Source organism: Actinomycetospora atypica (assembly GCF_042653685.1).
GTDB classification, from domain to species: domain Bacteria; phylum Actinomycetota; class Actinomycetes; order Mycobacteriales; family Pseudonocardiaceae; genus Actinomycetospora; species Actinomycetospora atypica.
In genome coordinates this window covers 44,956-68,413 of record NZ_JBHSIV010000022.1, presented here as the reverse complement: position 1 = coordinate 68,413, position 23,458 = coordinate 44,956, and the positions used below count along the sequence as shown (strand labels likewise).

Annotated in this window: 20 protein-coding genes; 14 read left to right on the top strand and 6 right to left on the bottom strand. The window is 73.9% G+C overall.

The window, feature by feature from the left end:
- Window positions 1–4: 4 nt before the first annotated feature.
- From sufD to ACFPBZ_RS19195, 3 genes are all read right to left on the bottom strand, one after another.
- The gene (gene sufD, locus ACFPBZ_RS19205) at window positions 5–1,222 is read right to left on the bottom strand and encodes a Fe-S cluster assembly protein SufD (RefSeq protein WP_378037735.1); all 1,218 of its coding nucleotides are present in this window, start codon (window positions 1,220–1,222) and stop codon (window positions 5–7) included.
- A 95-nt stretch (window positions 1,223–1,317) separates the two neighbouring features.
- Window positions 1,318–2,751, bottom strand: a complete 1,434-nt coding sequence (gene sufB, locus ACFPBZ_RS19200) for a Fe-S cluster assembly protein SufB (protein WP_378037699.1) — start codon at window positions 2,749–2,751, stop codon at window positions 1,318–1,320.
- Window positions 2,748–3,515, bottom strand: coding sequence for a helix-turn-helix transcriptional regulator (locus tag ACFPBZ_RS19195; protein ID WP_378037698.1), 768 nt, complete (start codon window positions 3,513–3,515; stop codon window positions 2,748–2,750). The genes sufB and ACFPBZ_RS19195 overlap by 4 nt, the downstream gene beginning before the upstream one ends.
- 197 nt (window positions 3,516–3,712) lie before the next feature.
- On the opposite strand from ACFPBZ_RS19195, the gene mptB reads away from it, so the two are divergent.
- The 6 genes from mptB to ACFPBZ_RS19165 all read left to right on the top strand — a co-directional run bounded on the left by mptB (window position 3,713) and on the right by ACFPBZ_RS19165 (window position 9,992).
- Window positions 3,713–5,338, top strand: coding sequence for a polyprenol phosphomannose-dependent alpha 1,6 mannosyltransferase MptB (gene mptB, locus ACFPBZ_RS19190; protein ID WP_378037697.1), 1,626 nt, complete (start codon window positions 3,713–3,715; stop codon window positions 5,336–5,338).
- Between the two features lie 10 nt (window positions 5,339–5,348).
- Window positions 5,349–6,278 (top strand): ABC transporter ATP-binding protein, encoded by a 930-nt coding sequence (locus ACFPBZ_RS19185; RefSeq protein ID WP_378037696.1) that lies wholly within the window; start codon window positions 5,349–5,351, stop codon window positions 6,276–6,278.
- 56 nt (window positions 6,279–6,334) lie between these two features.
- Window positions 6,335–7,051, top strand: coding sequence for an ABC transporter permease (locus tag ACFPBZ_RS19180; RefSeq protein ID WP_378037734.1), 717 nt, complete (start codon window positions 6,335–6,337; stop codon window positions 7,049–7,051).
- Window positions 7,052–7,103: 52 nt separating this feature from the next.
- Window positions 7,104–8,033, top strand: a complete 930-nt coding sequence (locus ACFPBZ_RS19175) for a COX15/CtaA family protein (protein WP_378037733.1) — start codon at window positions 7,104–7,106, stop codon at window positions 8,031–8,033.
- Window positions 8,034–8,060: 27 nt separating this feature from the next.
- On the top strand, window positions 8,061–9,023 hold the full coding sequence (locus ACFPBZ_RS19170; protein ID WP_378037695.1) for a quinone oxidoreductase family protein: 963 nt from the start codon (window positions 8,061–8,063) through the stop codon (window positions 9,021–9,023).
- Between the two features lie 102 nt (window positions 9,024–9,125).
- Window positions 9,126–9,992, top strand: coding sequence for a hypothetical protein (locus ACFPBZ_RS19165; protein ID WP_378037694.1), 867 nt, complete (start codon window positions 9,126–9,128; stop codon window positions 9,990–9,992).
- A gap of 55 nt (window positions 9,993–10,047) precedes the next feature.
- On the opposite strand, the gene ACFPBZ_RS19160 is transcribed toward ACFPBZ_RS19165, so the two are convergent.
- Window positions 10,048–10,935, bottom strand: a complete 888-nt coding sequence (locus ACFPBZ_RS19160) for a heme o synthase (protein WP_378037732.1) — start codon at window positions 10,933–10,935, stop codon at window positions 10,048–10,050.
- Window positions 10,936–11,451: 516 nt separating this feature from the next.
- On the opposite strand from ACFPBZ_RS19160, the gene tkt reads away from it, so the two are divergent.
- Genes tkt through pgl form a run of 6 tightly spaced genes read left to right on the top strand, consistent with a single transcriptional unit; the run spans window position 11,452 to window position 19,644 of the window.
- Window positions 11,452–13,530 (top strand): transketolase, encoded by a 2,079-nt coding sequence (tkt, locus tag ACFPBZ_RS19155; RefSeq protein WP_378037731.1) that lies wholly within the window; start codon window positions 11,452–11,454, stop codon window positions 13,528–13,530.
- Window positions 13,531–13,558: 28 nt separating this feature from the next.
- The gene (gene tal / locus ACFPBZ_RS19150) at window positions 13,559–14,677 is read left to right on the top strand and encodes a transaldolase (protein WP_378037693.1); all 1,119 of its coding nucleotides are present in this window, start codon (window positions 13,559–13,561) and stop codon (window positions 14,675–14,677) included.
- Window positions 14,674–16,368: a glucose-6-phosphate isomerase gene (locus ACFPBZ_RS19145; protein WP_378037692.1), complete on the top strand. Its 1,695-nt coding sequence runs from the start codon at window positions 14,674–14,676 to the stop codon at window positions 16,366–16,368. Before tal ends, ACFPBZ_RS19145 begins: the two co-directional genes overlap by 4 nt.
- A complete protein-coding gene (gene zwf / locus ACFPBZ_RS19140) occupies window positions 16,365–17,915 on the top strand; it encodes a glucose-6-phosphate dehydrogenase (RefSeq protein WP_378037691.1) in 1,551 nt (516 codons plus the stop codon). Before ACFPBZ_RS19145 ends, zwf begins: the two co-directional genes overlap by 4 nt.
- Window positions 17,912–18,868 carry a glucose-6-phosphate dehydrogenase assembly protein OpcA gene (locus tag ACFPBZ_RS19135; RefSeq protein WP_378037690.1) on the top strand — a complete coding sequence of 319 codons (957 nt, stop codon included), beginning with the start codon at window positions 17,912–17,914 and terminating at the stop codon, window positions 18,866–18,868. Before zwf ends, ACFPBZ_RS19135 begins: the two co-directional genes overlap by 4 nt.
- The gene (gene pgl / locus ACFPBZ_RS19130; RefSeq protein WP_378037689.1) at window positions 18,865–19,644 is read left to right on the top strand and encodes a 6-phosphogluconolactonase; all 780 of its coding nucleotides are present in this window, start codon (window positions 18,865–18,867) and stop codon (window positions 19,642–19,644) included. The genes ACFPBZ_RS19135 and pgl overlap by 4 nt, the downstream gene beginning before the upstream one ends.
- Before the next feature lie 57 nt (window positions 19,645–19,701).
- Here the strand turns inward: pgl and ACFPBZ_RS19125 are convergent, their stop codons facing one another.
- Window positions 19,702–19,995, bottom strand: a complete 294-nt coding sequence (locus ACFPBZ_RS19125; RefSeq protein ID WP_378037688.1) for a hypothetical protein — start codon at window positions 19,993–19,995, stop codon at window positions 19,702–19,704.
- A gap of 137 nt (window positions 19,996–20,132) precedes the next feature.
- Between ACFPBZ_RS19125 and yczR the strand changes: the two genes are divergently transcribed.
- Complete coding sequence (gene yczR / locus ACFPBZ_RS19120) at window positions 20,133–21,608, top strand: MocR-like transcription factor YczR (protein WP_378037687.1); 1,476 nt, start codon at window positions 20,133–20,135, stop codon at window positions 21,606–21,608.
- Window positions 21,609–21,673: 65 nt separating this feature from the next.
- Window positions 21,674–22,165 carry an Lrp/AsnC family transcriptional regulator gene (locus tag ACFPBZ_RS19115; RefSeq protein ID WP_378037686.1) on the top strand — a complete coding sequence of 164 codons (492 nt, stop codon included), beginning with the start codon at window positions 21,674–21,676 and terminating at the stop codon, window positions 22,163–22,165.
- Window positions 22,166–22,175: 10 nt separating this feature from the next.
- Here the strand turns inward: ACFPBZ_RS19115 and ACFPBZ_RS19110 are convergent, their stop codons facing one another.
- Window positions 22,176–23,453: a TrpB-like pyridoxal phosphate-dependent enzyme gene (locus ACFPBZ_RS19110; protein WP_378037685.1), complete on the bottom strand. Its 1,278-nt coding sequence runs from the start codon at window positions 23,451–23,453 to the stop codon at window positions 22,176–22,178.
- Between the last annotated feature and the right edge of the window lie 5 nt (window positions 23,454–23,458).

Below are 23,458 nucleotides of genomic sequence, written 5' to 3'. Positions count from 1 at the left end.
TCTTCTAGCTGCCGATGGCCTCGAGCTCGGCCTCGATGGCCGCCTCGAGCCGGTCGCGCAGCGCGGGCACGCCGATCTTGTGGATGACCTCGCCGAAGAACCCGCGCACGACGAGCCGTCGGGCCTGGTCCTCGGGGATCCCGCGCGCCATCAGGTAGAACAGCTGCTCGTCGTCGAACCGGCCGGTCGCGCTGGCGTGGCCGGCGCCGACGATCTCGCCCGTCTCGATCTCGAGGTTGGGCACCGAGTCGGCGCGAGCGTTGTCGGTGAGCAGCAGGTTGCGGTTGAGCTCGTAGGTGTCGGTGCCCTCCGCGGCCTTGCGGATCAGCACGTCGCCGATCCACACGGTGTGCGCGGGCGAGCTGCCCTCGACGCCCTGCAACGCGCCCTTGTAGATGACCCGCGACCGACAATTCGGGATCGCGTGGTCGACGAACAGGCGCTGCTCGAAGTGCTGGCCGCCGTCGGCGAAGTAGAGCCCGTCGAGCTCGACGTCGCCTCCGGGCGCGCGGTAGTTCACCGTCGGCGAGAGCCGGACCAGGTCGCCGCCCAGGGTCACCGAGGTGTGCCGCAGGGTGGCGTCGCGGCCGATCCCGAGGTGCGAGGCGCCCACGAACACGGCGTCGTCGGCCCAGTCGTGCACCTCGACGAGGGTCAGGCGGGCGGCGTCGCCCACCACGACCTCGACGTTGGCGCCGATGGTGCCCGAGCCGCGGTGGTCGAGGACCACGACGGCCTCGGTCTGCGGCTCCAGGCGGACCTGCAGGTGCAACCAGGCGACGTTCCCCGCGCCGGGACCGGTGGTGGTCACGGTGAGGGGGCGGTCGGCCGGGCGAGCCCCGGTCACCGTCAGGACGGTGGCCTCGGTCGCCGAGGCCCAGGCCTGGGCGGCCACGCGGTCGGCGGGGATGCCACCGTCGCCGAGCCGCGGGTCGTCGAGACCCACGGTCTCGACGCGGGCGTCGTCCCCGAGGTCCTCGGTCATGGCGTCCTGGTCGGCGCCGCTGCCGAAGCCCTCGGTGATCTCCACCGAGGCGGTCGCGGTGGCGGTCGCCGTGCCGTCGTGCAGGCCGCGGAGGCGGCGCAGCGGCGTGAACCGCCACTGCTCCTCGCGGCCGCGGGGCACCTCGAAGGACTCCACGTCGTAGGAGAGGTGGCGCTCCTCCCACGGAGCGAGGGCGGGCGAGCCCGGGGTCGCGGCCGGCGGGGAGGCCGCCGCGATACCCGGGTCGTAGGACTCCGGCGAGTCGGCGGGGGCGCTGATGACGCCCCCGCCGATCTGCGCGGCGGGGCCGTCGGGGGTCTCGGCGGCACTCACTAGCCCACCGCTCCTTCCATCTGCAGCTCGATCAGGCGGTTGAGCTCGAGCGCGTACTCCATGGGCAGCTCACGCGCGATGGGCTCGACGAACCCGCGCACGATCATCGCCATGGCCTCGTCCTCGGTGAGGCCGCGGGACATCAGGTAGAAGAGCTGGTCCTCGCTGACCTTCGAGACGGTCGCCTCGTGGCCCATCGTCACGTCGTCCTCGCGGACGTCGACGTAGGGATAGGTGTCCGAGCGGCTGATCGTGTCGACCAGCAGCGCGTCGCACTTCACCGTGGACCGCGAGTGGTGCGCGCCCTTGTTCACGCGGACCAGGCCGCGGTAGGAGGTCCGGCCGCCACCGCGCGCCACCGACTTCGAGATGATCGTCGACGACGTGTGCGGAGCCAGGTGCACCATCTTGGCGCCGGCGTCCTGGTGCTGGCCCTCGCCGGAGAAGGCGACCGAGAGCACCTCGCCCTTGGCGTGGGGGCCCATCAGCCAGACGGCCGGGTACTTCATCGTCACCTTGGAGCCGATGTTGCCGTCGACCCACTCCATCGTCGCGCCCTCTTCGGCCTTGGCGCGCTTGGTGACCAGGTTGTAGACGTTGTTCGACCAGTTCTGGATGGTCGTGTAGCGGCAGCGGCCGCCCTTCTTGACGACGATCTCGACGACCGCGGAGTGCAGCGAGTCGGACGAGTAGATCGGTGCCGTGCAGCCCTCGACGTAGTGGACGTAGGCGTCCTCGTCGACGATGATCAGCGTCCGCTCGAACTGGCCCATGTTCTCGGTGTTGATCCGGAAGTAGGCCTGCAGCGGGATGTCGACGTGGACACCCTTCGGCACGTAGATGAACGAGCCGCCCGACCACACCGCGGAGTTCAGCGCGGAGAACTTGTTGTCGCCGGCCGGGATCACCGAGCCGAAGTACTCCTCGAACAGCTCCGGGTGCTCGCGCAGCCCGGTGTCGGTGTCCATGAAGATGACACCCTGCTCCTCGAGGTCCTCGCGGATCGCGTGGTAGACGACCTCGGACTCGTACTGCGCCGCGACACCGGACACCAGGCGGGCCTTCTCGGCCTCGGGGATGCCGAGCTTGTCGTAGGTGTTCTTGATGTCGTCGGGCAGGTCGTCCCAGGTGGCCGCCTGCTTCTCCGTCGAGCGCACGAAGTACTTGATGTTGTCGAAGTGGATGCCCGACAGGTCGGAGCCCCAGTTCGGCATCGGCTTCTTGTCGAACATGCCCAGGGCCTTGAGGCGCAGCTGGAGCATCCAGTCGGGCTCGTCCTTCTTGGCCGAGATGTCCCGGACGACGGCCTCGGACAGGCCGCGCTGGGCGCTGGCGCCCGCGCTGTCGCTGTCGTGCCACCCGAACTGGTAGCTGCCCAGGGAGGCGAGGGTCTCCTCCTGGGTCAGCGTCTCCTTCTCCGGTGCGGTGGTCATACGACCTGCCTTCCCTTGACGTCGGGGTCTCCGCCGGTGGTGACGGCGGTGGTGGTGCCCGAGGATCGATCGACCGGCGACTGCTGTGCCGGGACGTGTGTGGTGCACGCGGCGTCGCCGCGCGCGATGGTGGCCAACCGCTGGACGTGGGTGCCCAGGAGCTCGGCGAAGACCTCGGCCTCCGCCTCGCACAGCTGGGGGAACTCCGCGGCCACGTCGGCGACCGGGCAGTGGTGCTGGCACAGCTGCTCGCCGGCCACCCGGGCGTCGCCGCTGCCGCTGCTGCTCGCCGCGTAGCCCTCGGCGGTCAGGGCCTCGGCGAGGCGCCCCGTCCGCTCCGCGCGGTCGGCACCGGCCTCGACGTGCTCGCGGTGGGACCCGACCATCGTCAGGACCCGTTCGCGCGCAAACGCCTTCACGGCCTCCTCGCCCGCCGCCTCGCCGAGACGGCGCAGGGCGGCCACGGCGAGCTCGGCCGAACCGTGCTCCCCGCGGCCCGCGCGGGCACGGCCGCTCGCCGTGAGGAGGAACTGCCGGGCCGGACGACCGCGCTTGCCGGAGGCCGGGGCGTCCCGCGTGAGGACGCTGCCCTCGGCGACCAGCGCGTCGAGGTGCCGGCGGACGCCGGGACCCGAGAGGTGCAGCCGGTCGGCGAGCGTGGCCGCCGTGGTGGGGCCACGCTCGAGGAGCAGGCGGACCACCGCGTCGCGGGTCCGGCCGTCGGCCACGGAGCGTGCGTGCTCCGCGTGGTCGATCCGGATCATGCGCTCACCTCCGGGGCTGGATGGGAACCCGTCTCACGATCATGACACAGGGCTACCCGCTTTAGACAACACCACTCTTGCCTATATGCGTCCCGGCTGCACGGGTCGTGGCCCCCGGGTGGTGCGGGTCACCCGCGCCGCGGCCCCGGGTCGGGGCTCACCGGGAGGTGTCGGGGGCCCTCGGTATCGTCCCCCGGGTGACGGCGACGGCCCCGACGGCTCCCCCGGAGCCCGACGAGGGCTCGTCGGGCGGTCCCCAGCGGTCGGCGCCCGAGGCGCCCGCGACCCCCGACGAGCGCCGGCGGCTGCGCTTCTGCCGCCGGTTCGGGTTCACCGGCGCGCTCCTCATGGCGGTCGGTGCCCTCGGGTGCGGCGCCACCCCGGCATCGGCCTACAACCCGCTGCTGGGCGTCCGGGTGCTCGGTCTCCCCGGGCGCCTGCCCACCGTGTCGATCGCGCTCGCCTACGTCGGCATGGGCATGGTCGTCCTCGCCTGGCTGTGGCTGGGCCGGCTCGCCTGGCCCGGGCGGGTGCGGCTGACCGTCCGCCAGCTCTCCCGCATCCTCGTCACCTGGTGCGCGCCCCTCGCCGTGGCGCCGCCGCTGTTCTCCACCGACGTCTACGGCTACCTCTCGCAAGCCGAGGTGGTCTCGCGCGGCTTCGACCCCTACGTCTTCGGCGCCGCCCAGGCCCTCGGCCTCGACGACCCGCTGGTCGCCTCGATCCCCACGATCTGGCGCACCACGCCCTCCCCCTACGGCCCGGGGTTCCTCACCTTCGGGCGTCTGGTGACCGCGATCGCCGGGGACGACATCGTGCTCGGGGTCTACCTGCACCGGGTGCTCGCCCTGGTCGGGCTCGGCCTGGTCATCTGGGCGGCCCCCCACCTCGCGCGGCGCGCGGGCGTGGAGCCGGTGGCCGCCCTGTGGCTCGCCGTGAGCCCGCTGGTGCTCTTCCACCTCGTCTCCGGCATCCACAACGACGCGATCATGATGGGCGTCGTCCTGGCCGGCCTCGAGATCGGTTTCCGTTCCTCCTGGTTCCTCGGCGCCGCCCTCATCGGGCTCGGCGCCTCCGGGAAGATCCCGGCGGTGCTCGCGCTGGGCTTCCTCGCCGCGCACGTGGCCCGGGAGCACTGCCTCGCGGCCGGGAAGGACCCCCGCGGCCGCGACGGGCTGATCGCCCTGCTGCGGTGGGGTGCGGCGGTCTCGGCGACCGGGCTCGGCGTGGTGGTGGCCGTGTCGCTCGGGTCGGGGCTCGGCTTCGGGTGGATCACGGCGCTGTCGGTGCCGAACCTGCTCCGCTCCTGGCTCTCGATCACCACCGACCTCGGGGTGCTCGGCGGGCAGATCGGCATCTGGCTCGGCCTGGGCGACCACACCGACGCCGTCCTCTCCCTCACCCGGTCGGCCGGGCTCGGGGTGGCGGCGCTGGTCTGCGTGCTGCTGCTGCTGATGGTGCTGCGCGGGCGGCTGCACCCCGTGGCCGGCGTGGCCTACGGGTTCGGCGCGGTGTTCCTCGCCGGCCCCGTGCTGCACCCCTGGTACCTGCTCTGGCTGATGGTCCCGCTCGCGTGCTCGGTCACCGCCCCGCGGGTCCGGGGCTGCGCCGTCGCGGTGTGCGCCACGGTGGCCCTGCTCGTCCCGCCGACGGGCAACGACTTCACCTTCCGGGCCTACCAGCTGCCGATGGCCATCACCGCCGCGCTGGTCGTCGCGATCCTCCCGCTGCTCATCGCCCGCCGGAACACGCCGCGGATCCCGCCCCGGCCGGCGGGGCCCGACGACGAGGCCCGTACGGGGACCACCGCCCCGGCGACCTAGGCTGGGCCACGTGGGTGCAGAACCGGCGGCCGTCGAGGTCCGCGACCTCGTCGTGCGCTACGGCGACACGGCCGCCGTCGACGGTCTCGACCTCGACCTGCACCACGGCCGCGTCCTGGCGCTCCTCGGGCCCAACGGCGCCGGCAAGACCACCACCGTCGAGGTGTGCGAGGGCTTCCGCACCCGCACCTCGGGCAGCGTGCGGGTGCTCGGCGCCGACCCCGCGGGCGCCCCCGAGGCGCTGCGGGCCCGGATGGGCGTCATGCCCCAGGGCGGCGGCGCCTACCCGATGGTGCGGGTCCGCGAGATGCTCGACCTCGTCGCGGCCTGCTCGTCGCGCCCGCTCGACACCGAGTGGCTCGTGCACACCCTCGGCCTCGAGTCGTGCGCGAAGCTGCCCTACAAGCGGCTCTCCGGCGGGCAGCAGCAGCGCCTGAGCCTCGCCTGCGCGGTCGTCGGGCGCCCGGAGCTCGTCTTCCTCGACGAGCCCACCTCGAGCCTCGACCCGCAGGGCCGCCACCTCGTGTGGGACCTCGTGCGGGCCCTGCGCGCCGACGGGGTCGCGGTGCTGCTGACCACGCACCTCATGCAGGAGGCGGAGACCCTCGCCGACGACGTCGTCATCGTCGACCACGGCCGCGTCGTCGCCGCGGGCTCGCCCGACGAGCTGACCACGGCGGGCTCCGAGGACATGATGCGGTTCCGCGCCGTCCCGGGGATGGACCTCGCCCTGCTCGACGACGTGCTGCCCGAGGGCCACCTCAGTAAGGAGGGCCCGCCCGGGCACTACACCGTCGTGGGCTCGATCGACCCCCAGGTCCTCGCCGCGGTGACGGCCTGGTGCGCGCGCCAGGGCGTGCTCGCCGACGACGTCCGGATGGGACGGCGCAGCCTCGAGGACGTCTTCCTCGACCTCACCGGACGGGAACTGCGCTCGTGACCCCCTTCGAGGCCGGCACCTTCACCCCCGACCCGGGCATCGGCTCGCGGGCCCGGATGCTCGCCGTGCACACCCGCACCGAGACGGTCCTCGCGCTGCGCCACTCCGAGCAGCTGCTGCTCACGCTCGTCATCCCGCTGGCGCTGCTCGTCGGGCTCACCCTGCTGCAGGGCCTCGTCGAGCTGCCCGAGCCGCGGGTGAACGCCGCGCTGGGCACCGTCCTCGCCCTGGCCATGATGTCGACCGGCTTCACCAGCCAGGCGATCGCGCTCGGCTTCGACCGCCGCTACGGGCTGATGCGCCGGCTCGCCGCCACCGCGATCCCCCGCTGGCTCGTCGTCACGGGTCGCCTCGGCGGGATGGCGGCGGTGGTCGTCCTCCAGGTGGTCGTCCTCGGCGGGGTGGGCCTCGCGCTGGGGTGGCGTCCCGACGGTGCGTCGCTCGGCTGGGCGCTGCTGCTGATCGTCCTCGGGGCGGCGGCGTTCGGGGCCTGCGGGCTGCTGCTCGGCGGCTCCGTGCGCGCCGACCTCGTGCTCGTCATCGCCAACGTGGTCTGGTTCGTGCTGCTCTTCGTCGGCGGCATCGTGGTGCCGGCCGACCAGCTGCCCGGCCCGCTCGGCGCCGTCGTCGAGCTGCTCCCCAGCGGGGCGCTCGCCGAGGGGCTGCGCTCGGTGCTGCTCGGCGGCGGCCCCGGGGTCGGCCACCTCGTCGTGCTGCTGGTCTGGGCCGTGGTGGCCGGGGCCGTCGCCGTCCGGACGCTCAAGTGGGACTGAGACTCACTACAGGGTGTCGTAGGCTGGCCCGGTGAGGACTCCCCCGGCCCTGATGCGTGGGCTCGCCGTCGCCGCGGTCGTCGGGCAGGGCGGGATCGCCGTGACCGGCGCGGCCGTGCGCGTCACCGGCTCGGGCCTCGGCTGCCCGACCTGGCCGCAGTGCTTCCCCGGCAGCATGGTCCCCGTGGCCCACGCCGAGGTGGCCGCGCTGCACCAGTGGATCGAGTTCGGCAACCGGCTGCTCGGCATCGCCCTCGTGCTCGTCACCGGCGCCTGCGTGATCGCGGCGCTGTTCGTGCGCCCGCGCCGCCGTCGCCTGCTCCTGCTGGCCTGCACGATGCCGCTCGGCGTGGTCGCCCAGGCCGTCATCGGCGGCGTCACGGTCCTCACGGGGCTCGCCTGGTACACCGTGGCGCCCCACTTCATCGTCTCGGTGCCCCTGGTGTGGCTCGCGGTGCTGCTGGCCCGCGACGCGTGGGCGCTCGAGTCGGGGACCGAGGCCCGCGAGGTCGTCGTGCCCCGGGCCGTCCGCGGCCTCACCGCGGTGGGCGCGGCCGTGCTGACGGTGCTGATCGTCGTCGGGACGCTCGTGACTGCGGCCGGCCCGCACGCCGGCGACCCGACGACGCCCCGCCTGACCGCCTTCTCCGTGCCCGACCTCGCCATGGCGCACGCCCACCTGCTGTTCGCCTTCCTCGGGCTGCTCGTCGGCCTGGGCTTCCTGCTGCACGCGGTCTCCGCGCCCCGGGCCGTCGTCCGGCGATTCCGGGTGCTGGTGCTCGTCACCCTCGCCCAGGGCCTGCTCGGCGGCGCCCAGTACGCGCTCGGCGTCCCCGAGGTGCTCGTGGCGCTGCACGTGCTCGGCGCGATGCTCGTGACGGCGGCGATCGCGTGGCTCTGGGCCGCGACCACCGACCCGGCCGGCACCGCGCCGTCGTCGGGAACGCCGCAGGCCCGCACGCTCGAGGCGACCTCCCTCTAGGCCCCGTCCGATCTAGGCTGCCGCGCCATGCGTGCCGTCCGCGTGGAGGCCCACGGCGGGCCCGAGGTCCTCGTGCCCACCGAGGTGCCGGAACCGGCCCTCGGCGAGGTCGACGTGCTCGTCGGGATCGAGTCCGCGGGCGTCAACTACATCGACACCTACCGGCGCAGCGGGCTCTACCCGACGCCGCTGCCGACGACGCCCGGGCTCGAGGGCGCGGGGGTGGTGCGGGCCGTCGGCCGGGCGGTGACCGACCTCGTCGTCGGCGACCGCGTGGCGTTCTGCGACGGGCCCGGGGCCTACGCCGAGGTCGCGGCGGTCCCGGCGGCGCGGTGCGTCCCCGTCCCCGAGGGCCTGGCCACCGAGCTCGCGGCGGCGGTCCTGCTGCAGGGCATGACGGCGCACGTCCTGGTCCACGACACGCACCCCGTGGCCCGCGGCGAGACGGTGCTCGTCCACGCGGGGGCCGGCGGCATGGGCCTGCTGCTGTGCCGGATGGCGTCGGCGCTCGGGGCGACGGTGATCGCGACGACCTCGACGGAGGAGAAGGCGGCCCTCGCGCGCGACGCCGGCGCGGCCCACGTCCTCGGCTACGAGGGATTCGCCGACGAGGTAAGGGCGCTCACCGAAGGCGAGGGGGTGGCCGCGGTGTACGACGGCGTCGGGGCGACGACGTTCGACGGCTCGCTGGCGTCGCTTCGGGTGCGCGGGGTGCTCGCGCTCTACGGGGCGGCCTCGGGACCGGTCCCGCCGGTCGACCCGCAGCGCCTCAACACGGCGGGCTCGGTGTACCTGACCCGCCCGTCGCTGGGCTGGCACGTCCGCACCACCGCGGAGCTGCGGGACCGGGCGGCCGCGGTGCTGGGGGCGGTCGCCGACGGAGCGCTGCCGGTGCGGATCGGCGGGCGCTACCCGCTCGCCTCCGCCGCCGAGGCGCACCGCGACCTCGAGGGCCGCGCGACGACGGGGAAGCTCCTCCTGGTCCCGTGATCATCAGCACGTGAGGCAGGATTCCCGGGTCCGGAACCTGCCTTGTGTGCCTCTCGGCGACGGGGGTGGAACCCATCCGGTCCGTCTCGACTCCGAGCCGACATGGAATCCATCCGGGGCCCCTTCCGGGCCGACGAGGCCCTCGCCCGCGGCGGGATCACGCGAGGTCGGCTGGCCGGACCGACCGTGACCCGCCTCCTCCCCAACGTCCACGCCCCCGCCGACCAGGTGCCCACGACGCTCGCGGAGCGGGCCCGGGCCGCGGTGCTCTACGTGCGCGGTACTCCCCCGGTGGTCGGCGGCTTCGCAGCGGCGGAGCTCCTCGGCGCGAGTTGCGGCCCTCGGGACGCGCCGGTCGATCTGGTCGTCGGGCCGCGCCGTGTCCGCCCCCGTTCCGGGCTGGTGATCCGGCAGGACGTGCTCGATCCCGACGACGTGGTGGACGTCGAGGGCGTGCTCGTCACCTCCGCGGAGCGCACCGCGTGGGACCTCGCGCGCCGGCTGCGGTTCGACGACGCGGTGGTGGCGGTCGACGCCCTGGCACGCGTCGGCCGGTTCCCGCCCGCCGTCCTGCTCGAGCGCCCCGTCGGTCGGCGTGGGTGCCTGGGCCTCGCGGACGTCGTGGCCGGCTCCGACCCACGGTCCGCGTCGCCGCCCGAGACCCGGATGCGGCTGATCATGGCCCGCCGCGACGTCCCGCCGCCGATCCCCCAGTACGTGGTGTTCGACGACGGTGGCCTCTTCGTCGCCCGGGTCGACTTCGGGTGGAAGGAGGTCAGGGTCGCCGGCGAGCATCACCGGACGGACCGGGCGCAGTGGCGCCGGGACCAGCGCCGGACCGCCGAGCTGGCGGCCTGCGACTGGGTCACCGTGCCGTGGACCGGCGACGACGTCGTGGCACCCCGGGAGTTCGTCCAACGACTTCTCGCGACCCTGGCGCACCGGGGCCTCGGGACGAGACGCACGTGAGGCAGGCGGAAGGACCCCGCGAGGTGCCTCACGTACTGATGATCACCCAGAGGCCCTAGAACGGCCAGCCGAAGACGGGCCAGCCGAACGCCGAGTCGACCGCCACCGCCACGAACAGGGCGGTCAGGTAGGTGTTCGACAGGTGGAACAGCCGCATCGTGTTGACGACCTCGTCGCGGTGCACCGCGCGGTCGAGCCGGTGGGCGGCGACGAGGAACCACGCGCCCCCGACGGCGGCCGTGACCAGGTAGATCCAGGACGTGGCCGGGACCAGCAGCGCCGACCAGACGACCATCGCCCACGAGTAGAGGACGATCTGGCGCGAGACCCGCTGCGGGGACGCGACCACGGGGAGCATGGGCACGCCCGCGGCGGCGTACTCGTCGCGGTAGCGCATCGCGAGGGCCCAGAAGTGCGGCGGCGTCCAGAAGAAGATGATCCCGAACAGCACGAGGGCGGGCCAGCCCACGCCGCCGGTGACGGCGGCCCAGCCGATGACCACCGGCATGCAGCCGGCGGCCCCGCCCCAGACGATGTTCTGGGCCGTGCGGCGCTTGAGCACGAGGGTGTAGACGACGATGTAGAAGGCGATCGCGGCCACCGAGAGGCCCGCGGCCACCCAGTTCGCGGTCAGGCCGAGCCACACCGCGGACAGCGCGCCCAGCACGAGGCCGAAGACCAGGGCGTGCGAGCGGGGCACCGCGTCGCGCGCCAACGGGCGCTTGCGGGTGCGGGCCATCTTCGCGTCGATGTCCGCGTCGATCACGCAGTTCAGGGCGTGCGCGCTGGCCGCCGCGGCCGCGCCGCCGACGAGCACCGCGAGGACGAGCCAGAGCGAGGGCACCGCGCGCTGCGCGAGCATCATGGCCGGCACCGTGACCACGAGCAGCTGCTCGATGATCCGGGCCTTCGTCAGCGCGAGGTACGCGCGGACGGTCGCCATGGAGCGGGCCCAGTACCCGCCGAGCCTGGACCGCGCCCCCGTCGGCGACGGACCGACCGCCGTGCTCACCCGATCACCCGGTCCTCTCACGGCGCCCGGCGGCCCCGGCGGGCCGCCTCCTACACGCTGTCGTCGATGCAGTCTGCACCCCGGGCGACCCTCGCGCTCGCCCGCCCCCGGGCCGGGAGCGCTGGATGCGGGGCACGTCACCCGCCGTCCGGTGGGGAGCCGACGGCGATCCTAGGCGCGGCGTGTCCTCGCGCGCGGGAGCGGGTAGTACCGGCCCAGGGTTCCGTCGGGCTCCAGGGTGTCGATGCATCGTGACAACATGGGCACCCAGGAGGTTCTCGGGATCGATCCAGTCGTCGTCGACGGGACCGGGTCCGCAGGACACGAGGGAACCGGAACCGGGTCGTGGCCGACGCTGCCGCGATCCACGACGTCAGACACAGGGAGAGCGAGTTCGTGACCACGACCGACGCGAGTACCCGACCGGCGAGTGAATCGCCCGACGAGATCGCCGCCCTCACCACCCCGCACCGGCCCGACGACTGGTCGGACCTCGACCAGCGCGCGGTCGACACGGTCCGCGTCCTCGCGGCCGACGCGGTGCAGAAGGTCGGCAACGGCCACCCGGGCACCGCGATGGCGCTCGCGCCACTGGCGTACACCCTGTTCCAGCACACGATGAGCCACGACCCGGCCGACGCCGACTGGCCGGGCCGCGACCGGTTCGTGCTCTCCGCCGGGCACTCGAGCCTCACGCTCTACATCCAGCTCTTCCTCTCGGGCTACGGCCTGGAGCTCTCCGACCTCGAGGCGCTCCGCACGTGGGGCTCCGCCACGCCGGGCCACCCCGAGCACGGCTACACCACGGGCGTCGAGATCACCACGGGCCCGCTCGGCCAGGGCCTGGCCTCGAGCGTCGGCATGGCGATGGCGGCCCGCCGCGAGCGCGGTCTCTGGGACCCGGACGCCGCGCCGGGCGAGAGCCCGTTCGACCACTACGTCTACGTGATCGCCTCCGACGGCGACATCGAGGAGGGCGTGACGGCCGAGGCGAGCTCGATCGCCGGCCGTCAGCAGCTCGGCAACCTCGTCGTCTTCTACGACGACAACCACATCTCCATCGAGGACGACACGTCGGTGGCGCTCGACGAGGACGTCGTCGCCCGCTACGAGGCCTACGGCTGGCACACGCAGGTGGTGCGCGGCGGCGAGAACGTCGTCGGCATCCGCGAGGCGATCGAGAACGCCAAGGCGGAGACCGGCCGCCCCAGCTTCATCGCGCTGCGCACCGTCATCGGCTATCCCGCGCCGGAGAAGATGAACAAGGGCGCGGCGCACGGCGCGGCGCTCGGCGACGACGAGGTCGCGGCGGTCAAGAAGATCCTCGGGTTCGACCCCGACAAGAGCTTCCAGGTCGACGACGAGGTCCTCGCGCACGCCCGCAAGGTGAAGGACCGCGGGCGCGAGGCGCACGAGGCCTGGACCACGAAGTTCGACACGTGGGCCGAGCAGAACCCCGAGCGTCGCGAGCTGTTCGACCGGATGGCCAAGCGCGAGCTGCCCGCCGGCTGGGAGGACTCGCTGCCCACGTGGGGCCTCGACGACAAGCCCCTGGCCACCCGCAAGGCGCTCCAGTCGATCCTGACCGCCGTCGGGCCGGTGCTGCCCGAGCTCTGGGGCGGGTCGGCCGATCTCGCGGAGAGCAACAACACGACGATCCCCGACTCGCCGTCCTTCGGTCCCTCGACCGTGGAGACGAACAACTGGGGGCAGATGAGCCCCTACGGCCGGGTCCTGCACTTCGGGGTCCGCGAGCACGCCATGGGCTCGATCCTCAACGGGATCGCGCTGCACGGCGGCACCCGCGTCTTCGGCGGCACCTTCCTCATCTTCTCCGACTACATGCGGCCCCCGGTCCGCCTGGCGGCGCTGATGAACCTCAACACCACCTACATCTGGACCCACGACTCGATCGGCCTCGGCGAGGACGGACCCACCCACCAGCCGATCGAGCAGCTCGCCAGCCTCCGGGCGATCCCCCGCATGTCGGTGCTCCGCCCGGCCGACCCCAACGAGACCGCGCACGCCTTCCGCGCGGTCCTCGACAACCCGCACGGCCCGGCGGGCCTCGCGCTGACGCGGCAGAACGTGCCGGTGCTCGAGGGGACGTCCTACGAGGGCGTCGCGAAGGGCGGCTACGTCCTCGAGGACGCCTCGAACGGCGACCCGCAGGTCGTGCTCATCGCCACCGGCTCCGAGGTCCAGCTGGCCGTCGCGGCCCGCGAGACCCTCGAGGCCGACGGCGTCCCCGCCCGGGTCGTCTCCATGCCGTGCCTCGACTGGTTCGAGAACCAGGACGAGGCCTACCGCGAGAGCGTGATCCCGGCCGCCGTGACGGCCCGGGTCTCGGTCGAGGCCGGGGTGGCCCAGCCCTGGTACCGGCTGCTCGGCACCACCGGCGAGCCCGTCTCGATCGAGCACTTCGGCGCCAGTGCCGACGCCGCCACCCTGTTCGAGAAGTTCGGTTTCACCGCCGAGGCCGTCGTCGACGCCGCCCGCCGCTCGCTGGCGCGCGTCGCGAAGTGACCCGCGAACCAACCCGTGTGAGGACATCATGACGAACCCCCTGGCCGACCTCTCGGCCGCCGGAGTCTCCATCTGGCTCGACGACCTCTCCCGCCAGCGCATCATGAGCGGCAACCTGGCCTCGCTCATCGACGAGAAGCACGTCGTCGGCGTCACCTCCAACCCGTCGATCTTCCAGGCGGCCCTCGCCGACGCCGACCACTACGCCGAGCAGCTCGACGACCTCGCCGGTCGCGGCGCCTCGGTCGAGGACGCCGTCCGCGAGATCACCACCGACGACGTGCGGCACGCCTGCGACATCTTCCGCGGCGTGTACTCCTCGACCGACCAGAAGGACGGCCTGGTCTCGCTCGAGGTCGACCCGCGCAGCGCGCACGACACCGAGAAGACGGTCGTCGAGGCGCTCGACCTCTGGAAGACCGTCGACCGGCCCAACCTGATGATCAAGATCCCGGCGACGCCCGAGGGCCTGCCGGCCATCACCCGCGTGCTCGCCGAGGGCGTCAGCGTCAACGTCACGCTGATCTTCTCCGTCGAGCGCTACCGCGCCGTCATCGACGCGTTCCTCGCCGGGATGGAGCAGGCCCGCGCCAACGGGCACGACGTCTCGACGATCGCCTCGGTCGCCTCGTTCTTCGTCTCGCGCGTCGACTCCGAGGTCGACAAGCGCCTCGACGAGATCGGGACCGACGCCGCGCTCGCGCTGCGCGGCACCGCCGCGATCGCGAACGCCCGGCTGGCCTACCAGGCCTGGCAGGACGCCTTCGGCAACGAGCGCTGGGCGACCCTCAAGGGCGCCGGGGCCAAGGTCCAGCGCCCGCTGTGGGCCTCCACCGGGGTCAAGAACAAGGCCTACCCCGACACGCTCTACGTCACCGAGCTGGCCGCGCCCGACACCGTGAACACGATGCCCGAGGCCACGCTCGACGCCTTCGCCGACCACGGCGAGCTGCACGGCGACGCCGTGTCGGGCACCGCCGACGCCGCCGGCGAGGTCTTCGCCGCCCTGGCGAGCGTCGGCATCGACGTCAGCGACGTCTTCCGGGTCATCGAGGACGAGGGCGTCGAGAAGTTCGAGAAGGCGTGGACCGAGCTCCTCGAGACCCTCGGTGAGCAGCTCACCCGGCGCAGCCCGGAGCAGTCGTGAGCGCGCCCGTCGAGGCGCCGCTGAGCGTCTCCCTCGTCGACCCGCAGCTCGCCGACGCCGCCTCGGCGCTCGTCGAGAAGCTGGTCGGCGACCAGGTGGCCTCCAAGCTCGCCGCGAAGGACGCCTCGCTCTGGGGCCCCGACGCGCAGGACGAGGCCTCGCGGCGGCTGTCGTGGGTGACGCTGTACGAGTCGTCGAAGCCCCTGGTGGAGCGGCTCACCGCGCTGCGCGGTGAGCTGCACGCCGACGGCGTCGACCGGGTGGTGCTCGCGGGCATGGGCGGCTCCTCGCTCGCCCCCGAGGTCATCTGCCACACCCGCTCGGGCTCGGCCGTCGGTGGCGCGCACCCGATCACGGTGCTCGACACCACCGACCCGGGCCAGGTCTCCGACGCGCTCGCGGGCGACCTCTCCCGCACGGTGCTGGTCGTCAGCTCCAAGTCCGGCGGCACCGTCGAGACCGACAGCCAGCGACGCGTGTTCACCCAGGTGTTCGAGGCGAACGGCATCGACGCGGCGACCCGCATGGTCGTCGTGACCGACCCGGGCACCAAGCTCGCCGACCTCGCGGCCGACAAGGGCTACCGCGCGATCATCGAGGCCGATCCCGAGGTCGGCGGGCGCTACTCGGCGCTCACCGCCTTCGGGCTGGTGCCCTCGGCGCTGGCCGGGGTCGACGTCGACGGCCTGCTCGACGAGGCCGCCGCGGCCGCGCCCGAGCTGCAGCGCGACTCGGCCGACAACCCCGCGATCCTGCTCGGCGCCGCCCTGGCGGCGGCGCACAACGCGGGCGCGGAGAAGGTCGTGCTGGCCGACTCCGGCTCCGGACTGATCGGCTTCGGCGACTGGGCCGAGCAGCTGATCGCGGAGTCGACCGGCAAGCAGGGCATCGGCCTGCTCCCGGTGGTCGTCGAGTCCCCCGACGCCCCCGGCTTCGCCGACCACGGCGCCGACGCGACGGTCGTGACCCTCGGGCCGGCCGTCGGGGGCGCCCAGATCGCGACCGAGGGGTCGCTCGGGGCGCAGTTCCTGCTCTGGGAGACCGCGGTGGCCCTGGCGGGGCGCCTCATCGGGATCGACCCGTTCGACCAGCCCGACGTCGAGTCGGCCAAGCAGGCCACCCGCGAGCTGCTCGACGGCTCCGGGTCCGACTCGGACTCGGCCGCCGAGGTGGAGCCGGCGCTCGTCGACGGCCCCGTCGAGGTCCGCAGCCTGGGCGGCGACTGGCTCGGGTCGCCCTCGACCCTCGCCGACGCCCTCCGTGCGCTGATCGCCCAGGCCCCCGACCACGGCTACGTCGCGGTCCAGGCCTACCTCGACCGGCTCGACGACGCCTCGGCCGAGGTGCTGCGCCCCGAGATCGCGAAGCGCACCGGACTGCAGACCACCTTCGGGTGGGGCCCGCGGTTCCTGCACTCCACCGGGCAGTACCACAAGGGCGGGCACCAGAACGGGGTGTTCCTGCAGATCACGGGGTCCGTCGCCGACGACCTCGCGATCCCCGACCAGCCCTTCACCTTCGGCCAGCTCCAGCACGCGCAGGCCGACGGCGACGCCCAGGTCATCGCGGCGCACGGCCGGCCCGTCCTGCGGCTGCACCTGGCCGACCGGGCGGCGGGTCTGGTGGCGCTGACCAACGCCGTCAGCGAGGCGAGCGCAGCGACGGGCCGGGATACCGAGGTCACGCGATGAGCCCAGCCGGACCCGCGGCCGACCAGGACTGGCTGAACCCCCTCCGCGACGCGCGTGACAAGCGCCTGCCGCGGATCGCCGGTCCGAGCGGCCTCGTGCTGTTCGGCGTCACCGGCGACCTCGCGCGCAAGAAGCTGATGCCCGCGATCTACGACCTGGCGAACCGGGGGCTCCTGCCCCCGGGCTTCGCCCTGGTCGGGTTCGCCCGGCGCGACTGGGAGCACCAGGACTTCGCCGAGGTCGTGCACGACGCGGTCCAGCAGCACTCGAGGACGCCGTTCCGGTCCGAGGTGTGGGACCGGCTCGCGGAGGGCCTGCGGTTCGTCCAGGGCTCCTTCGACGACGACGACGCCTTCGACCGGCTCGCCGAGACGGTGCACGAGCTCGACACCGAGCGCGGCACCAACGGCAACCACGCGTTCTACCTCTCGGTCCCGCCCGACGCGTTCCCGACGGTGTGCAAGCAGCTCTCGCGCTCCGGCCTGGCCGACTCGGACGAGGACTCCTGGCGCCGCGTGGTGATCGAGAAGCCGTTCGGCCACGACCTGCGCTCCGCCAAGGAGCTCAACGCGATCGTCAACGACGTCTTCCCCGAGGAGTCGGTGTTCCGCATCGACCACTACCTCGGCAAGGAGACGGTGCAGAACCTGCTGGCGCTGCGCTTCGCGAACGAGCTGTTCGAGCCGATCTGGAACGCCCACCACGTCGACCACGTGCAGATCACGATGGCCGAGGACATCGGGGTGGGCGGGCGCGCGGGCTACTACGACGGCATCGGCGCCGCCCGCGACGTCATCCAGAACCACCTGCTGCAGCTCCTCGCGCTCACCGCGATGGAGGAGCCCCTCTCGTTCTCCCCCGACGACCTGCGCGAGGAGAAGATCAAGGTCCTCTCCGCGACGAAGCTCGCCGAGCCCCTGGGCGAGACCACCGCGCGCGGCCAGTACACGGCCGGGTGGCAGGGCAGCCGCGAGGTCCGCGGCCTGCAGCAGGAGGAGGGCTTCCCCACCGACTCGGTCACCGAGACCTACGCCGCGATCACCTGTTCTGTGAACACGCGGCGCTGGGCCGGGGTGCCGTTCTACCTGCGCACGGGCAAGCGCCTCGGGCGCCGGGTCACCGAGATCGCGGTGGTGTTCAAGCGGGCGCCGCACCTGCCGTTCGACCAGACGATGACCGAGGAGCTCGGTCAGAACGCCCTGGTGGTGCGGGTCCAGCCCGACGAGGGCGTCACGCTCCGGTTCGGGTCCAAGGTGCCCGGGTCGGGCATGGAGGTCCGCGACGTGACCATGGACTTCGGGTACGGCACGGCGTTCACCGAGGCCTCCCCCGAGGCCTACGAGCGCCTGCTGCTCGACGTCCTGCTCGGTGAGCCGTCGCTGTTCCCCACCAACGCCGAGGTCGAGCTCTCCTGGAGGATCCTCGACCCGGTCATCGAGCAGTGGCACCGGGAGGGCTCCCCCGACGCGTACGCCGCCGGCACCTGGGGCCCCCCCTCGGCCGACGAGCTGCTCTCCCGCACCGGCCGCGTCTGGAGACGTCCATGATCGTCGACCTGCCGTCGACCGACACCTCGGCGGTCAACCGCAAGATGGTGGAGCTGCGCGAGTCCGCGGGGGCCGTCGCCCTCGGGCGCGTCCTCACGCTCGTGATCTCCACCGAGGACGGCCCCGAGGCCGAGCAGGCCATCCAGGCCGCGAACGACGCCTCGCGCGAGCACCCGTGCCGCGTCCTGGTGCTCGCCCGCGGCATCCGGCGGGCGGCCTCCCGGCTCGACGCCCAGATCCGCATCGGCGGCGACGCCGGGGCGAGCGAGGTCATCGTCCTGCGGATGTACGGGCCCCTGGCCGACCAGGGCGGCTCGATCATCGTGCCGCTGCTGCTGCCCGACGCCCCGATCGTCACCTGGTGGCCCGGCGAGCCGCCGGTCTCGCCGTCGGAGGACCCGGTGGGCTCCGTGGCCGGCCGTCGCATCACCGACGTCTCGACCACGAAGTCGCCCTCGCGCACCCTGGTGCGCCTCGGCAACCACTACCGGCCCGGTGACACCGACATCGCCTGGAGCCGGATCACCTCCTGGCGTGCCCTGCTCACCGCGGCGCTCGACGAGCCGCCGTACGAGGACATCACGCGCGCCGAGGTCGACGGGGTCGCCGAGTCGGCCTCGGCCGACCTGCTGGCCGGGTGGCTCTCCTCCCGGCTCGACGTGCCGGTCACCCGCTCCACCGTCGAGGTCCCCGGGGGCCACGTCGGCGCGGTCCGGCTGATCCGGCCCTCGGGCAACGTCGAGCTCCGGCGGCTCGACTCCAAGACGGCCCGGCTCACCCAGCCGGGCCAGCCCGTCCGCCGGGTCGCCCTGTCCCGGCGCACCGCGCGGGAGTGCCTGGCCGAGGAGCTCCGGCGCCTCGACCGCGACGAGATCTTCGAGGAGGCGCTCGCCGCCATCCCGCGGTCCGGGGGCGGACGACGGTCGTCGTCCCGGACGAAGGCCCGCGCATGAGCGGGCCCGAGGTCGTCACCCTTCCCGACGACGAGGCGGTCGCCGCCGAGGGCGCGTCGCGGCTGCTCGCGGCGCTCCGGGAGGCCCAGGCGGCCCGGGGGGTCGCGTCGGTGGTGCTCACCGGCGGGGGCATCGGCATCGCGATGCTCGAGGCCGTCGCCGCCTCGGCCGACCGCGACTCCGTCGACTGGTCGGCCGTCGAGGTCTTCTGGGGCGACGAGCGCTTCGTCCCCGCGGGCGACGCCGAGCGCAACGACGCCCAGGCCCGGGCGGCGCTGCTCGACCGGGTCGACGTCGACCCGGCGCGCGTGCACCCGATGGCGTCCTCGACGCCGGGTCCGTCGGCACTCGAGTCGGAGGACTCCGCCGACCCGGACGCCGGGGCGGAGGCCTACGCGCAGGTGCTCACCGAGGCCGCCGCCCGGCTCGGGGAGGGCGTCCCGGGCATCCCGGCGTTCGACGTGCTGCTCGCCGGCTGCGGCCCCGAGGGCCACACGCTGTCGATCTTCCCCGACTCCCCCGCCGTGCACGCCACGGCGGCCGGGGTGGTCGCGGTGCGCGACTGCCCGAAGCCGCCGCCGACCCGGATCTCGCTGACCCTCGCGGCCGCCCGGTCGGCCCGCGAGGTGTGGCTGGTGGCCACCGGCCCGGGCAAGGCCGAGGCGCTCGGGAAGGCCGCCCACGGGGCGGGCGAGGTCGAGATCCCGCTGGCCGGGCTGGCCGGGAGCGAGCGGACGATGTGGCTGCTCGACCGCGAGGCGGCCGGCCAGCTGTAGAGAGCACACGAGGGGGCCACCGCAGCTGCGGTGGCCCCCTCGTCGTGTGTCCGGGTGCTAGGCGACCGGGCGGAGGCCGCGCCGGGTCTCCCACCCGACGGGTCGAGCTCCGCTGCGCTGCGTCTCCCAGGGGCGCAGCTGCGCGTCGTAGGCGGCCCAGAGCTGGCGCTGCGCGGTGAGCCGGCGGGCGACGCCGCCGAGCCGGCGCAGGTCCGAGGCCGGGGTGTGGGCGTGCTGCGGGCCCCGCGGCAGGGCGGGGTCGCGGTGGTCGGTTGCCTCGAAGCGGGTGTCCGCGCCGTAGCGGGCCACCGCGACGAGGACGAGGACGACGACGATGCCGAACGCGATCATGGGATTCTCCGTGTGGTGTGGCAGGGGATGTGGCTGCTGAGTGGCTACTGGCTCTAGAGTGGCTACTGATCGAACGTCCTGACAGAGCCACTTCGTTCCGAGTGGCTCGTCACGTGGCAGGAAGTGGCAGGTGCGTCGTGGACGACCAGATCACCGGCTCGGCCCTCGTCCGGCACCTCGGCGGGATCGCCGGGGACGACCGCGTGGGGTACGCGGCCCTGGCCGGCCGCATCCGCACGATGCTCGGCGACGGCCGGCTCGCGGTGGGCACGCGCGTGCCGAGCGAGCGGGAGCTGGCGCTGGCGCTCGGGGTGGGGCGGGGCACGGTCGCGGCGGCCTACGGCGAGCTCCGCGAGAGCGGCCACCTCGCCCGGCGCCGGGGCTCCGGGACCTGGACGGCCCTGCCCGCGAGCACCCGCCGGTCGACGGCGTCGCCCTTCGCCCCGTCGGGGGCCTTCGTCGTGGCGCCCGACCTCCCGGTCGGCGTCATCGACCTGGCGCACGCCGCCCCGGCCGCCCCTGCGGAGGCGATGGTCGCCGCGACGCAGGACGCGCTCGCCGTGCTGCCCACCCACCTCGTCGGGCCCGGCTACGAGCTGCTCGGACTCCCGTCCCTGCGCGCCGCGATCGCCGACCGCCTGAGCGCGCAGGGACTGCCGACCGCGCCCGACGAGGTCATGGTGACCGGCGGTGCCCAGCACGCCCACGCGCTCGTCGTGCGGGCCCTGGTGCGCCCCGGCGACCGGGTGCTGCTCGAGCAGCCCACCTACCCCGGCGCCGTCGACCTCGTCCGGCACGCCTCCGCGCGGCCGGTGCCCGTGGCGCTCGACCGGGACGGGGCGGGCCGCACCCGCTGGGACGTCGGCAGCTTCGCCGCGGCCCTGCGGGAGTCGGCGCCGGCGCTGGCCTACCTGATCCCCGACCACCACAACCCGACCGGCGCCGTGATGGACGCCGAGACGCGCGGCGCGGTCGTCGCCGCGGCCCGCCGCCACGGGGTGCCCCTGGTGGTCGACGACTGCCTGCGCGACATGTGGCTCGACGAGCCCGTCGGGCCGCCGCTGGGGGCCTGGGCGGCCGTGGCCGGGGAGGCCCCGGTCCTGACGATCGGGTCGCTGAGCAAGACCGTGTGGGGTGGCGTGCGGATCGGCTGGTTGCGGGGCCCGCGGGCGGTGCTGCGCCGGATCGCCACCAGCCGGGCCTCCGACGACATCGCCTCGCCGGTCCTCGAGCAGCTCGTCGCGACGGGCCTGCTCGCCCGGCTCGACGATCTCCTGGACGACCGGCGGGCGGCCATGGCGGCGCGCCGCGACCACCTCCTGGCGGCCGTGCACCGGGAGTTCCCCGAGTGGACCGTCCAACGCCCGAGCGGCGGGTTCAGCCTGTGGATCGACCTCGGCGCCCCACGCTCGAGCGCGCTGGTCGACACGGCCGCCCGCCACGGCCTCCACCTGGCGGCGGGGCCCCGGTTCGGCACCGGCGGGGCGTTCGAGAACTTCCTGCGCCTGCCCTTCACCCACCCCGTCGACGTGCTCGACGACGCCGTCGACCGGCTCGCGGCGGCCTGGGGCTCGCCCGCGGCCCTGCCGGTCGGCCTCGGCACCGTCGTCTGACATGCCTCCAGTCTGGAAGGTCCGGGGCCTGGACGACATGGGCATGTCACGGCGATGATGGCCCGATGACGACAGTTCTCGAACGCCAGGGCCGGTCCCACCTGGAGAACGACAAGGGCCTGCTCGACGACGTCAACCGGGCCATCCTGCGGGCCCTCGTCGACGACCCGCGGCTGTCGATGAGCGCGCTGGGGCGGGTCGTCGGGATGTCGGCGCCGGCGGTCACCGAGCGGGTGCAGCGCCTGGAGCGCAGCGGTGTCATCCGCGGCTACCGCCTCGACGTCGACCCGGCGGCGGTCGGCTACCCCATCGGTGCCTGGGTGCGCGTGCGGCCCGCGATGGGGCAGGGGAAGTCCCTCGAGCAGCTCGTCGGGCGGGCCCCCGAGGTCACCGAGGCGCACCGGATCACCGGGGAGGACTGCCTGCTCGTCCGGATCCAGGTCCGCGACGTCGGCGACCTCGACCGCGTGCTGGAGCAGTGGACCGACCGGGGCTCCACGGTGACGTCGGTGATCAAGACGTCGCTGGTGGAACCCCGGCCGGTCGGGTTGGGCTGAGGGCGGTCGCCTACGGCTCCTCGGCCAGGTCGCCCGCGAGGTACTCCTGGTAGGCGGCCAGGTCGAGCAGGCCGTGCCCGCAGTAGTTGAACAGGATGACCCGGTCCTCGCCCTTGGCCGTGGCGTCCTTCGCCTCGGCGATAACCGACGCGATCCCGTGCCCGGCCTCGGGCGCCGGGAGCTTGCCCTCCACCCGCGCGAACAGCACGTTCGCCTCGAACACCGCCCGCTGCCGGTGCGCGACCGCCTCCATCCGGCCCTCGTGCACCAGCTTGGAGACGATCGGCGAGTCGCCGTGGTAGCGCAGGCCGCCCGCGTGGATGCCGGGCGGCATGAAGTCGGCGCCGAGGGTGTACATGTTCATCATCGGCGTGAGCCCGGCGGTGTCGCCGAAGTCGTACTCGTAGGTGCCCTGCGTGAGCGTGGGGCACGAGGCCGGCTCGGCGGCGAGCAGCCGGACGGCCGGGTCGGGCAGGAACGGCAGGGCGATCCCGCCGAGGTTCGACCCACCGCCGCACGGTGCGATCACCACGTCAGGCCGGGTCTCCCCCGCCATCGCGAGCTGCTGCTGCGCCTCGAGCCCGATCACCGTCTGGTGCAGCAGGACGTGGTTGAGCACCGAGCCGAGCGCGTAGTGAGTGTCGTCGCGGCCCACGGCGTCGCGGACGGCGTCGGAGATCGCGGCGCCGAGCGAGCCGGCGTTGTCGGGGTCGTCGATCGGGGACGGGACGACCGTGCCGCCCCACGTCTCCATGATGACCTTGCGGTAGGGCTTCTGCTCGAAGCTCCTGCGGACCATGTAGACGGCGCACTCGAGGTCGTACTGCGCGCACGCGAACGAGAGCGCGGTGCCCCACTGCCCCGCGCCGGTCTCCGTCGCGAGCCGCTTGATGCCCTCGCGGGCGTTGTAGAACGCCTGCGGCACCGCCGAGTTCGGCTTGTGCGAGCCGGCGGGCGACACCGACTCGTCCTTGAAGTAGATCCGGGCCGTGGTCCCCAGGGCCGCCTCCAGGCGACGGGCGCGGACCAGGGGGGTGGGCCGCCACAGGCGCAGGACGTCGAGCACCTCACCCGGGATGTCGATCCACGGGTCGGCCGACATCTCCTGGCCGATCAGCTCCTCCGCGAACAGCGGCGCGAGGTCGGCGGGCCCCACCGGCTCCCGCGTGGCGGGGTGCAGCGGCGGGTCGAGGGGGCTCGACAGGTGCGGGGCGACGTTGAACCAGGCCGACGGGATGTCGGCCTGGCTCAGCGAGAAGCGGGTGTCGGTGACTTCGGCGGTGGACACGCCGT